We start from the raw sequence: 12,997 nt of genomic DNA on the forward strand, positions 1-12,997 counted from the left end.
CCCCAAGTGACAGATTGCTCCGTCTTTCCAGTTCTCTTCAGGAGAAGAAAACAACTATTCGGTATTAGCTACCGTTTCCGGTAGTTGTCCCAAACTTGAGGGCAGGTTGCCTACGTGTTACTCACCCGTCCGCCGCTAACTATCAGAGAAGCAAGCTTCTCTTCAAGTCCGCTCGACTTGCATGTATTAGGCATGCCGCCAGCGTTCGTCCTGAGCCAGGATCAAACTCTCCAATAAAGTATTGAAAAGAGCGATAAGCTCATTTTGAAACTGACGATTCATTATGAATCAAAAGTTACTATCCATTTGTTCAGTTTTCAAGGAACTTGTTGTCCGTTTGTGTTAATGCTTGTCAACCGGACAGGAATCTTATCTTATCATGTTGACTAACTAACTGTCAACTCTTTTTTTCGTCAGCGTTCAAAGCGTTTCGACAATCATTCGCTTGAGGCGACAAGAAATAATATATCATGATCTAATTTATTTAGCAAGCACTTTTTAATAAGCTTTATATAAATACTTTATAATCCACAATCCCTCTAACTAAGGAGCTCTCAACTACATCAATCGACAGATTATATGAATGCAGCAGGATCACTCTATTTACATACAGATACTTAGGGTTACTGAATAAATGAATTCTATTTACTAAAACAGATGGGCGCATCTACTAGTGAACAAATAGTAATAGATAACCATTTAGAGGATACTTTTATATAAGAAGTGTCATCCCCTACACTTTTGATGCAAGTGATCCAAACGCTCTATAATAAGGTATATATAATATAGAATAAGGAATGAATAGGATACTCCCGTACAAGGAGGCGCTGACACAATACTCAATAATACTAAATTCAGAACCCGCTCTCTAATCACAATCAGCTTCATTTATATCGAAGATGCTCTAATGAATAACCTATATGGGGTGAACGCATATGAAGCAATGGCTAAAGAACATTCGAAAGGGTTATGGTAAAAAGCTCGTTTCCATTCATGCCTGGAATGCCTGGATTGTTGTCATCCTCGCGGTATCAGGCCTTATGTTGGTCGGTGGTTTCTGGCGTGAGTTACTCGGGATCGGACGTGTATGGTTAAAGTGGCTACATATTGTCGTCGGGATAGCTATGCTGGCGCCTGTGGTATATTACTTACTTTTGGCCGGAAAGCACTGGAAACAAATTCGTAATCGGCCTTGGCAGAGAGCAAATACAATCGTTGTTCTTGCACTGCTGGTAGGGTGGCTGTTGTCAGGAGTTGTGTTATGGCAGTTCAAGCTCGCTGGGCCGAGATGGTCGAATGCCGCGCTTCTTGTTCATGATTTGCTGACTTGGGTTGGCCTGCCTTATATTATCTACCACTCCATCACGCGAACGAGATGGTTAAAAGACCCTGCACGCCGTGCAGTAAAAGCAACGACAGTTGTAGCAGAGGGTAGAAATATAGTGAATCCAACTGATGCTCCTAATGAAAATACGACGCCAGCAGCGGTCGTTTCTACCGAATCTATACGTACCATTAAGGAGAGTCCTCTCCATCAAACAGAGAAACCTCAACCCGTATATACACGGCGGGCATTTATTCGGTCTGCTGTAGGAGTGGGGCTAGCTGTGACTTTGGGGCCTACTTTTATATCATGGGTTGGACGAAACCTCAAACTAGACAACAGTATTGATAGCATGCTGGAGAACGATCCCAATCACATGGTGCCCTTACCCCAAGCACTGCCAGCTTCCTCACCTCCCGTCGGAGGCGGGGCCGAAGGTCATTTTCGCGTATACACAGTAACACCGATACCTTCCTTTTCCAATGCAAACTGGTCATTCCGGATTGATGGGCTTGTTGAACGCGCACAGGTATGGAACTGGGAGCAATTTGTGAAGCTTGCTCGTACCGTTCAGGTCAGTGACTTCCACTGCGTAACAGGCTGGTCTGTTTATAAGAACACCTGGGAAGGCATATCTCTTAAGCAACTATTGACCCAAGCCGGAGTAAAACCCGAAGCACACAGCGTCAAATTCTACTCAGGAGACGGTGTATATACAGATGCGATAACGATGGATCAGGCACAGATGGAGGATATAATGGTAGCTGTCATGCATGATGGGAAACCGATTCCAGCAGATCTGGGCGGTCCGGTACGATTGGTCATTCCCCAGATGTATGCCTATAAGTCCGTCAAGTGGCTGAATCGTATTGAACTGATCGACAGCGAACATATCGGCTACTGGGAGGAACGAGGATACGACAAGGATGCATGGCTTACTGGTGCTTCTCAGGCGCGTTCCTGATTGGAGTTACTGCCGATATAGTTGAGTTTAAATAAATGTGCAAACCAAAGACCCCCGTTCCACTTATGCGTGGTACAGGGGTCTTTAAGTTATCTATTACTTATTCGAGATACGCTGCGATTTAATCAAAGCCTACTCACATTCAGAATCTATCCCTCTTGATTCAATAGACGTACAAGTTCATCCTCATCCTCAATAGTAGGAATGCCGAGATCATGAGCTTTGGTCAGTTTAGAACCTGCCTTCTCTCCGGCAATAACGAGGTCTGTCTTTTTGGAGACACTGCCCGTTACCTTCGCTCCAAGTGCTTCCAGTCGTTGCGTTGCCTCTTCCCGCGTGAGTTGATGCAGCGTTCCGGTCAGCACGACCGTTTTGCCACTGAAGAAGGAATCTTCCACAATCGCTGCTGGTGCCTCAGGCGCCTGAGCTTTCACGCCCAAATTCAGCATCTTCTCGATAGCTGCCTGTGTAAACGGGTCTGCAAAGAAAGTCACAATGCTCTCAGCTACAATGCCGCCAACATCAGGTAGTTCAACGAGTTCCTCTGCCGTTGCATTCATAATGGCATGCAGGTCGCGGTAATGGTCAGCCAGCATACGTGTAGTCGATTTACCTGTATTCGGAATACCCAGTGAATATAGGAACGAAGCGAGGTCACGATCCTTACTCTGCTCCAGGGCAGCAATAAGGTTGTTCGCTTTCTTTTCACCAAACCGCTCCAGCTTCACCAAATCATCGAATTGCAATGTATACAGGTCAGCGGGCTCACGCACGTTCAATTCATCGTACAGCTGAATCGCCGTTTTTTCGCTGAATGTCTCGATGTCCATTGCATCACGGGAAGCAAAATGAGAAATTCGGGCCACCGTCTGCGGTTTGCACGCCAGCTTGTTGTTACAGAACAAATGCGCTCCACGCTGTTCCAGTGGGAATCCACATGCCGGACATTGCTCAGGGAACACAATTTCCCCGCCATCACTCTCTTCAGTCACTTTACCCAGGATCTCAGGAATGACATCATTGGAACGACGGATAAAGACACGTGTACCTAAGGCAAACTTCAAATTTTTCCGCTCAATGTCACCCACGTTATTCAATGTACAGTTCTGTACCGTTACCCCAGCTAGCTCAACTGGTTCTACTCGAGCAAGTGGAGTTACTTTGCCGGTACGGCCCACATTCCAGACAACAGAGTTCAGAACGGTCGTGGTCTCTTCCGCCTCGAACTTATACGCTACCGCCCAACGCGGGAACTTATCTGTGTAACCCAGTGCCTCACGGGTACGCATGTCTGTAATTTTGATAACAGCTCCATCGATCAGGTAGTCCAGTTGACCACGACTTTCTTGTATCGCAGCCAATTGCTCCATCACATCATCAAACTCATGGAAATACGTAATGGATGGATTGACTTTGAATCGATTCTCACGGAGAAAATCCATCATCTCCTGATGGTTGGCAAACTGAATATCATCCGAATAACCTACATTATAGAAATACGCGTTCAACCGCCGCTCTGCGGTAGTCTTCGGGTTCAGGTTGCGCAGCGCTCCTGCTGCGGCATTCCGGGCATTTTTGAGTGGCTCTGCTGCTGTTTCATTATAACGATTCAATACAGACAGGTTCATGATGCCTTCACCCTGGACTTCAATCGTGCCGCCTGTATAAGGGATTTTGAGGGGAACCGACTTAATCGTTCTAACCTGAGCCAAAATGCCCTCGCCTACGGTTCCGTTTCCACGCGTAGAGGCTTGAACCAACTCACCGTTTGTGTACGTTAGATTCAGGGTCAAACCGTCAAACTTCAGTTCAATCACATAGCCAGGTTCGGGCAACGGATTGTCTGGATTTTTGGTGTTGAAGTCATTGACCAGCTTGAGCACACGAGTATTCCAGTTTCGCAGCTGCTCTATATTCTGGGCTTTGTCCAAGCTCCACAATGAGGATAAATGGCGATGAGGTGTAAACCCTTTGAGCAGTTCACCACCCACGCGCTGTGTCGGAGAATCAGGCAAAACCATGCCACTCTCCTGTTCCAGCGTAACCAGTTCATCGTACAGAAGATCATACTCCTTATCACTGATCTGCGGCTGATCCATCGTGTAATACTGATAATTATGCTGGTTCAGCTCGGTAACGAGTTGCTCCATCCGGTGCATCGGGTCCATACAGGGCCATCCCTCCGTTATTATAATTTGGATCTATGTAGAACGAACGTTAGAGCAAGCTCTACGTTCGTTCATGAACATCTATTCTACTTTGGTGATCGGGGCAAAGCCTGCAAGCAGGCGTTTTAGGCCAACCGGGGCCGGGAATGCGATCTGAAGCTCTGTGTCATTACCTGTGCCTTTCACCCCAACAATGGTACCTGTTCCCCATTTGCCGTGTTGTACTTTATCTCCGGCTTTGAAACCATCAGATCCAGCTCCGGCAGCGACCGGTTTAGATGCTGACGACGGGGTAGGCGTGCTGGATGTGCTGGACGACGTACTCATGGTAACCCGTGAGGACGTAACTGACGAAGCGGAAGAACCGCTTTGGCTCTGACGATCAAACAACTTGCTTGCTCCACCAAAGTTACTCCCTCCACTGGCACCAAGTCCACGGCCACCATATGATCCACCTGCGCTGCTACCACGACGGTAGCGGTCACGAGCGATGGAGGTATCTTCTTTTAGCTCATCCGGAATTTCATCCAGGAAGCGTGATGGCGGGTTCGCCGTTGTGCGTCCGAACAAGGTCCGCATTTGCGCGCAAGACAGGAAGAGTTGTTCTTCCGCACGCGTAATGCCAACATAAGCCAGTCTGCGTTCTTCCTCCAGCTCCTCGTTATCCATAAAGGCCCGGCTGTGCGGGAAAACTCCTTCCTCCATACCAACGATAAAGACGACAGGGAATTCTAGACCTTTGGCACTGTGCATCGTCATCAGGGTAACTGCGTCACTCTGATCCTCTTCATCATCGTTCATGCTGTCGATATCCGCAATCAGTGCGAGATCGGTGAGGAACGAAACGAGTGTTTTGTCTTCATTATTTTTCTCAAATTCCATGGTAACGGACAGGAACTCATCAATGTTCTCGAGCCGTGCACGAGATTCGAGTGTGTTTTCATTTTGCATCTCAAGCCGGTACTGGCTCATTTCGAGAATCTTCTCGGTCAATTCGGTCACAGACAGATACTCTACCATCTGATGCAGCGCGGCGATCATGTCATAGAACTCCACCAGCGCATTCCGCGTTCGACCGGCAAAACCAAGATCATCCACGACCTGAAGCACACGGTATATTGAAATCCCCCGTTCTCCTGCCGCAGCTGCCAGCTTCGCGACCGTTGTATCACCAATGCTGCGTTTTGGTACATTAATAATCCGGGTAAGGCTGATGTCATCATCAGGGTTGGAAAGCAGGCGCAGATACGCCAGAATGTCCTTAATCTCTTTACGATCATAGAACTTGATGCCGCCAACGATCTGATATGGAATATCAGACTTGATCAAAATTTCCTCTATAACCCGGGACTGGGCATTGGTACGGTACAAAATAGCATGGTTTTGATAGGATTTGCCATTCTTCACATTTTTACTAATCTCGGAAGTTACAAAATACCCCTCATCATGTTCGGAATCCGCACGGTACACCTTGATCTTTGAGCCACCCTCTTTGTCCGTCCACAGTTTCTTCGGTTTGCGCCCAGTATTCAGGCCGATTACCTCGTTCGCTGCATTCAGGATATTCGAAGTGGAACGATAGTTCTGCTCGAGCAAAATCGTATTGGCTTCAGGGTAGTCTTTCTCAAAATTCAGGATGTTGCTAATATCCGCTCCACGCCAGCGATAGATTGATTGGTCACTATCCCCTACGACGCAAATGCGGTGATGACTATCAGCGAGCATACGGCACAGCATGTACTGCGCACGGTTGGTATCCTGGTACTCATCCACGTGAATGTACTGGAATTTCTTTTGGTAAAAGTCGAGAACTTCCGGTACCTCTTTGAAAAGTTGAATAGTCGCCATGATGAGATCGTCAAAATCGAGCGAGTTGTTTGCACGGAGACGTTTCTGGTACATCTTATATACCTTCGCCACAATGCCCTCAAAATAGTCAGCAGCCTGCTTCTCATATTGCTCCGGACTGATCAATTCATTCTTCGCGGTGCTCATCATCGATTGAACGGCTTTTGATTCAAATTTCTTTGTGTCGATGTTCTGGTCTTTCATACAACTACGAATGACAGATAATTGGTCAGATGAATCCAAAATGCTGAAATTGGAGGTAAAGCCGATGCGTTCAATATCACGGCGCAGAATACGCACACACATGGAGTGGAACGTTGATACCCAGATGTCACGACCCTGAGAGCCTCCAACCAGTTGGGAGACCCGGTCTTGCATCTCGCGTGCTGCTTTGTTCGTAAATGTAATAGCCAAAATGCCCCATGGGGGTGCTTTTCGTGTTGCAATAAGATAGGCAATCCGGTGGGTGAGCACCCGGGTCTTACCACTGCCCGCTCCGGCCATTATCAATAGTGGTCCATCCGTCGCCTCGACGGCTTGCCGTTGGGGGGTGTTAAGCCGTGCAACGGCATCATGTATATTTACAGGTTGCATGCATGCATGCTCCTTTCGTTGGTTGGTCGTTATAACTGATCTATCGGTTACACTTGGACTACGATTGCAGCAACATCTTCCGATCGTCGTTATCCCCAGATTTTTTGATTCCCTTTATCAAAGGGAAAATCCGGTGATAAATACGAACACTTCGTTTCTTCAGATTGCTGCTGCACTCTCCGTTTTCGTGTAAACATAATCCTGTATACGAATCTCTTAGTAACAGGTGAAAATCCGGTAATAAGCCTACGCTTCCGATGCAGCTTTTTTCATAAAGCTTTTAGCGAGCACTTCGTTTCTTCAGATCGGTTCCGCCTTCTCCGTTTTAGTGTAAAAGATAATTAATTCTTATAAAAACTGTTCTATAATAGCAAAGCCAAAGTTCTATTTTAACAGATCAAGAGGGGAAATTGGGGGAATGGTAAACTAAACCGATTAAACGGATTTTTTCACAGCTTGGACCGTCTCCAACGCCTTGTTCAAATCACTGTAAACAATGTTGCCAACCACTACGGTGTCTGCTACCTGTGCAGCTTGTCCAGCTTTCTCCGGACTATCAATCCCGCCGCCGTAGATAAGATGCGCCTTGGTGAGTTGTCTGTGTGTCTCTCCAACCAGCTCCATATCTCCAAACGTTCCGCTGTACTCCATATATACGATAGGCAGGTTTAACAGACGTTCCGCAGCCTGGGCGTAAGCAACCGCAGCATCCGTCGTTAATTCCGTATCCGCTCCCGTCATTCGGGCAACAGTGGAGTCGGCATTGAGGACAACATAACCTTCTGCAATAAGCAGATCCCATGGGATCAAGTAACCGTAACGCTCGATGGCTTGCTGGTGCTGTCCGATCATCCATTTGCTATCCGTTGCATTCAGCACCATCGGAATCAGATATCCGTCAAAACCGGGCACAACTGCCTCCAGCTCGGATACTTCAAGTACACAGGGCAGCTCGTAGCGACGTACCCTCGACATCAGGTCCACCGTGTTGTCATAGGTAATTCCCGATGACCCACCAACAATAATGGCATCGGTTCCCGACATGCAGATCAGATCGAGTGCTTCATCCGATATTTCCCGGTCCGGGTCTAGCTTAAATACATGTCTCCACTGCTTAATCATGTCTATCAACGAACATTCCTCCAGAGGTTCTTCTGCATCCTAAAAAGCTTGTAAACTAAGTCTAAGTCAGCAGGGAGTGAGTGTCAATGTTCGTATAAAAAGGGGAACAAAAAATCACAGACTTTTCCCTGGAATTGCAGGAGAAGCCTGTAATTTTAGATGGTAGGGATGTGATGCTACAGAATTTAAGCCACCGCCTGGCGCCAGTTCGAACATCAATATCTTGAGTAGGGTTGGATCTAAAGTCTAAAGTAGGACACTGCATCCTTTGAATCAACATTTAATACTCAAGGCTTCCAGGCAAAACGTGTGTTCATCTCATCCAGTTCCTGCTCGGTCAATACATCCGAATACACGCCGTACACGCCCCATTTCTCATAGTTCGCTACCTGGTCAGTGTCATTAATGGTATGCACGTAGGTGACGGCTCCAGCCTGCTTCAGCTTGGCAACGAAATTCTGGTTTACTTTATATTCCGGCATGGTTACGGCATCGATGTCATTCTTTTTTACAAAATCAACCACCTGGGCTTCAGTATCCTGCGTAGCGTAAAGAGTATAGATAATAGAAGGAAACGGGTAGATTTCTTTCACGGTTTCGAGCATTGGCTCGTTATAGATCTGAACTACAACCCGATTAAGGATTGAAGGGTCATGTTTCTTGGCTGCGTCCACGAGTGATTTTAGCACCTGCTGAATATCCTCGTCCTTCTGTTCCTTGGTATCGGTCACGATATACATATCCGGGTACTTGGCCAATACATCCATAATGCCATCGGCATCCATCGGTTGGTACATGCCCAGAATGGGCGTATTCATGAATTCATCATGTGTCAGCGCCCCAGCCTGTTTGTCCTCGGGTAACTCCTCGTCCTGTCCCAGCATTTTACTCATATTGGCGGTCCATTCATGTCTGGCTACTGCTTTACGGTCCGAGGTCAGCATAAAGTCAATCTCAAACACACGTGTGCCCTTCTCATAATTGGCAATCATCGCCTCATAGGCGTTGGTGTAGGGCTGCTCACGGATACTGCCCATTGCATGAGCAATCAGTCGATAGGCCGTAAACCCATCGTGCTGCTCCTCGCTCTGACTGTCATAGGCAAAAAAGAGTGTGCCCACGGTTACGATGAGTAGTGTAATGACGGCGGCAATTCGTTTCATATGGCGTTCACATCCTTATCAGGGTGGTAGGAAAGAAAAAGAGTATGATTATCATGATATGACGAAGCATGTACGGTTTTTCCTTTTTGATAGCTAACTACCCTGATTGGAGAGGTGTAAAACAAAAAGCCGCCCGAAGGCGGCTGTAAAATCTAGGGATGCAGTATTTCGGATGGATAAGAATCACGATCTATTCGGCTTGTTGTTCACTCAATTCATTCAGAAATGCGATTAAAGCTTCTCGCCAAGCTCTCATGGGTGGCAGACCGTTTGTACGAATAGCAAGATGATCCATTACGGAATATTGAGGTCGAGGAGCAGGACGTGGGAATTGCCCGGTGGTACAAGGCTCGAGAACAGCACTCGGTTTGAATCCGGATTGCTTAGCTGCTTCTTCTGCAATGGCCTGTGCAAATTCATACCAGGTGCATGTTCCAGAATTAGAGGCATGGTAGATACCATATTTTTCAGTTAATGAAAGGTTACTCACGAGTCTGGCTAAATCCACAGTATATGTGGGCGACCCTTGTTGATCATGAACCACCTGAAGTCGGGGACGCTTCTCCAGAAGTTCCAACATGGTTTTGACAAAATTACTGCCATGTACTCCAAACACCCAAGATGTTCGTATAATAAACCATCGCGTGCAGAGACTCTCGACCAATCTCTCTCCGGCAAGCTTTGACTTGCCATACACGGTCTGCGGGTTCGTCAAATCAAATTCCTGATAAGGTCTCGTTGCGGTGCCATCAAATACATAATCGGTACTAATATAGATCAGCTTGGCTTTCACTTTCTCTGCAGCAACAGCTATATTTCTAGTGCCTGTTACATTGACTGTGTACGCCATATTCTCATCTGTCTCGGCCTTATCAACGGCTGTATAGGCAGCACAATGAACGATGATGTGAGGCTGAAAAGCGTTAATGGTTTCTCTGCATTGCTGTTGGTCGGTAATGTCCAATTGATCCCTGTCACAGGCCATGACATCATGACCACCAGCTTGAAATGTCTTTACAACATCGTATCCGAGCTGTCCCGCAGCCCCTGTCACCATCACTCTATATTTCATTCTGTAGAATCACCCATTCGATCGCCGTATTGAAGTTTTACATAATCTTGATACGTACCTGATTGAATTCGTGTCCACCATTCCTGATGATTCAGATACCACTGGATGGTTTCCTTAATCCCTGTCTCAAAATTGTGCACGGGCTTCCAGCCAAGTTCAGTATGCAATTTGGTCGGGTCAATCCCATAACGTCGGTCGTGCCCCAATCGATCCTGTACATATTGAATCAAACTTGCAGGTTTGCCTAGTTGTTCTAGAATCTTTTCAACAATATATATATTAGTACGTTCGTTATTTCCTCCGATGTTATATACCTCTCCAATCTTGCCATTATGAATGACCAAATCGATAGCACTACAGTGATCTTCTACATAAAGCCAATCACGAATATTAAGCCCATCGCCATAGACAGGAATAGCCTCATCATTTAATGCACGAGATATAATAAGCGGTATAAGCTTTTCTGGAAATTGGAAAGGTCCATAATTGTTCGAACAACGTGTAATGTTTACAGGCAAACCAAAGGTTTCATGATACGCTCTTACAAGCAAATCCCCACCAGCTTTACTGGCAGAGTAAGGACTGTTCGGCATCAAAGGTGTCTCTTCTGTAAACAAACCTGTTGGACCAAGTGAGCCATATACTTCATCCGTAGACACCTGAACATATTTGGTAACCTGATATTTCTTCGCGGCATCCAGCAACACCTGAGTTCCAAGTACATTGGTGCGCACAAAAATATCCGGGGACAGAATGCTGCGATCTACATGAGACTCAGCCGCAAAATTGACGATTACATCGATCCCTTGGGAAATAATTTGTTCCATTTGCTGAACGTCAGTGATATCCGCTCGGATAAACGTATATTGAGAATTCGATTCTACGGATTGCAAATTCTCAAGGTTGCCCGCATACGTTAAGGAATCCACGTTAACAATTTCATAATCAGGATGCTCACGAAGCATATACATCACAAAGTTGCTGCCAATAAATCCAGCCCCTCCAGTAACGAGCAGTTTCATGTTATCTCTCTCCTTCTGCCCCCAGATACTGTACGATCCGAGAAGCTTGTTTTAGTTAGCCAAAATTCAGTTCCGCCCCTTGAAGTAAAGGGTGCTTCTGGTCTTTCTCGGAGAGAATGGGATTCGACACAGGCCAATCAATTCCGAGCGCTGGATCGTTCCACAATATACCCCGGTCATGTTCAGGCGAATAGTATGCATCCACCTTGTATGTCACCTGTGTATGTGGCACCAGTGTACAGAATCCATGAGCGAAACCTTGAGGGACAAGCAACTGCCGCTGATTATACTCACTGAGAATGACACTTTTCCACTGTCCGAAGGTTGGTGAAGTGGTACGAATATCTACAATAACATCATAGATGGCTCCAGATATAACTCTGACCAACTTGGTCTGTGCTCTGGGCTGAAGCTGGTAATGAAGTCCGCGAAGAACTCCAGCTTCTGCGGACAGGGATTGATTGTCCTGCACGAATACATGATGTATACCATTTTCATACAGAACACGCTCATTATAACTTTCCATGAAATATCCCCGATGATCGCCATAAACCTTAGGTTCCAATATAGCTGCGCCATTCATAAACAGCGGAATCACCTTCATGTTATCCCTCCGTTATTGCTATTAACAGCATTTCTTCATATTAATCTATGTATATGTAAGGCATGGGGCAAGTGATCGTTCATTGGCCTGGTTAAATCACGATATTTCAATACGTTGTTCCATAAAATAATTAAAACCCAGCCGGTGTCTAACTTTCGGCTGGGCTTAATCATAGTGATTTCTCTATTTGTTCTGTACTATCTGCTCCAAATACTCCAACAAGTCATCACGCAGATCCGGGCGCTGAAGGGCATAATGAATCGTCGTTTCAATAAAACCAAGCTTCTCCCCAACATCATGACGCAGGCCGTCAAAGTGATAGGCGAGAATCTGTCGTTGGTCATTCAGACGGGACAAAGCATCCGTTAACTGGATTTCTCCGCCCACACCAGCAGACTGCTGACCAAGGATATCGAAGATATCCGGCGTTAGAATATAACGCCCCATAATAGCCAGATTGGAAGGTGATTCTTCCGTCTTCGGTTTCTCGATCAAACGACGCGCGCGGTATACACGATCTTCGGTGCGAGATACCAATTCCCCATCCACAATCCCGTAACGAGACACTTCGCTCCAATCAACAGGCTGTACACCTACGATTGGAGATTGCAATTCATCATAAACTTCGATCATCTGCTGTAGACAAGGATGTCTGGACTCCACGATGTCATCTCCTAGCAGGACAGCAAATGGTTCATTTCCGATAAACTTGCGGGCACACCAGATGGCGTGTCCCAGACCCTTCGGTTCCTTTTGACGGATATAATGGATGTCTGCCATCTCGGAGGGTTTGCGAACTTCATTCAGCAGATCCCACTTCTGTTTACCAGCCAGATTCTGCTCCAGCTCGAATGAATAGTCAAAATGATCCTCGATGGCCCGTTTACCTTTACCTGTTACGATAATGATATCCTCAATGCCTGAAGCCACGGCTTCTTCAATAATGTACTGGATCGTTGGTTTATCAACGATTGGTAACATTTCCTTGGGCATCGCCTTCGTGGCAGGCAGAAACCGGGTACCGAGCCCGGCCGCTGGAATGATTGCTTTGCGAATACGCATGCTGAGCCCCACTCCTTTTTTTGCTAGAGTCATATTTTAATATATTAAATGATG

Annotated in this window: 9 protein-coding genes and 1 rRNA gene; 1 reads left to right on the forward strand and 9 read right to left on the reverse strand. The window is 46.4% G+C overall.

The window, feature by feature from the left end; all coding sequences use genetic code 11:
- Positions 1–237, reverse strand: a 16S ribosomal RNA gene (locus HP548_RS02100); the annotation flags it as partial.
- 698 nt (positions 238–935) lie between these two features.
- On the opposite strand from HP548_RS02100, the gene HP548_RS02105 reads away from it, so the two are divergent.
- Entirely contained in the window at positions 936–2,288 is a 1,353-nt protein-coding gene (locus tag HP548_RS02105; protein ID WP_175380724.1) for a molybdopterin-dependent oxidoreductase, read from the forward strand.
- Positions 2,289–2,437: 149 nt separating this feature from the next.
- On the opposite strand, the gene ligA is transcribed toward HP548_RS02105, so the two are convergent.
- The 8 genes from ligA to galU all read right to left on the reverse strand — a co-directional run bounded on the left by ligA (position 2,438) and on the right by galU (position 12,943).
- Positions 2,438–4,456 carry an NAD-dependent DNA ligase LigA gene (ligA, locus tag HP548_RS02110; protein WP_175380725.1) on the reverse strand — a complete coding sequence of 673 codons (2,019 nt, stop codon included), beginning with the start codon at positions 4,454–4,456 and terminating at the stop codon, positions 2,438–2,440.
- Positions 4,457–4,537: 81 nt separating this feature from the next.
- Entirely contained in the window at positions 4,538–6,898 is a 2,361-nt protein-coding gene (gene pcrA / locus HP548_RS02115) for a DNA helicase PcrA (protein ID WP_175380726.1), read from the reverse strand.
- Between the two features lie 435 nt (positions 6,899–7,333).
- Positions 7,334–8,020 (reverse strand): heptaprenylglyceryl phosphate synthase, encoded by a 687-nt coding sequence (gene pcrB / locus HP548_RS02120; protein WP_409347643.1) that lies wholly within the window; start codon positions 8,018–8,020, stop codon positions 7,334–7,336.
- A gap of 287 nt (positions 8,021–8,307) precedes the next feature.
- Positions 8,308–9,183 carry a phosphatidylinositol-specific phospholipase C/glycerophosphodiester phosphodiesterase family protein gene (locus HP548_RS02125; protein WP_175380728.1) on the reverse strand — a complete coding sequence of 292 codons (876 nt, stop codon included), beginning with the start codon at positions 9,181–9,183 and terminating at the stop codon, positions 8,308–8,310.
- Between the two features lie 190 nt (positions 9,184–9,373).
- Positions 9,374–10,255 (reverse strand): dTDP-4-dehydrorhamnose reductase, encoded by an 882-nt coding sequence (gene rfbD / locus HP548_RS02130; protein ID WP_099859235.1) that lies wholly within the window; start codon positions 10,253–10,255, stop codon positions 9,374–9,376.
- Positions 10,252–11,277: a dTDP-glucose 4,6-dehydratase gene (rfbB, locus tag HP548_RS02135; RefSeq protein WP_099859234.1), complete on the reverse strand. Its 1,026-nt coding sequence runs from the start codon at positions 11,275–11,277 to the stop codon at positions 10,252–10,254. Before rfbB ends, rfbD begins: the two co-directional genes overlap by 4 nt.
- Before the next feature lie 55 nt (positions 11,278–11,332).
- Positions 11,333–11,881, reverse strand: coding sequence for a dTDP-4-dehydrorhamnose 3,5-epimerase (rfbC, locus tag HP548_RS02140; RefSeq protein ID WP_110000886.1), 549 nt, complete (start codon positions 11,879–11,881; stop codon positions 11,333–11,335).
- A gap of 183 nt (positions 11,882–12,064) precedes the next feature.
- The gene (gene galU, locus HP548_RS02145) at positions 12,065–12,943 is read right to left on the reverse strand and encodes a UTP--glucose-1-phosphate uridylyltransferase GalU (protein ID WP_175380729.1); all 879 of its coding nucleotides are present in this window, start codon (positions 12,941–12,943) and stop codon (positions 12,065–12,067) included.
- Positions 12,944–12,997 lie beyond the last annotated feature (54 nt).

This window comes from Paenibacillus taichungensis, from assembly GCF_013359905.1.
GTDB classification, from domain to species: Bacteria; Bacillota; Bacilli; order Paenibacillales; family Paenibacillaceae; genus Paenibacillus; species Paenibacillus taichungensis.

Bases quoted from the DNA above. Each gene is read 5' to 3' on its own strand.
- HP548_RS02105 (WP_175380724.1), top strand. From the start codon at position 936: ATGAAGCAATGGCTAAAGAACATTCGAAAGGGTTATGGTAAAAAGCTC.
- ligA (WP_175380725.1), bottom strand. From the start codon at position 4,456: ATGGACCCGATGCACCGGATGGAGCAACTCGTTACCGAGCTGAACCAG.
- pcrA (WP_175380726.1), bottom strand. From the start codon at position 6,898: ATGCAACCTGTAAATATACATGATGCCGTTGCACGGCTTAACACCCCC.
- pcrB (WP_409347643.1), bottom strand. From the start codon at position 8,020: ATGATTAAGCAGTGGAGACATGTATTTAAGCTAGACCCGGACCGGGAA.
- HP548_RS02125 (WP_175380728.1), bottom strand. From the start codon at position 9,183: ATGAAACGAATTGCCGCCGTCATTACACTACTCATCGTAACCGTGGGC.
- rfbD (WP_099859235.1), bottom strand. From the start codon at position 10,255: ATGAAATATAGAGTGATGGTGACAGGGGCTGCGGGACAGCTCGGATAC.
- rfbB (WP_099859234.1), bottom strand. From the start codon at position 11,277: ATGAAACTGCTCGTTACTGGAGGGGCTGGATTTATTGGCAGCAACTTT.
- rfbC (WP_110000886.1), bottom strand. From the start codon at position 11,881: ATGAAGGTGATTCCGCTGTTTATGAATGGCGCAGCTATATTGGAACCT.
- galU (WP_175380729.1), bottom strand. From the start codon at position 12,943: ATGCGTATTCGCAAAGCAATCATTCCAGCGGCCGGGCTCGGTACCCGG.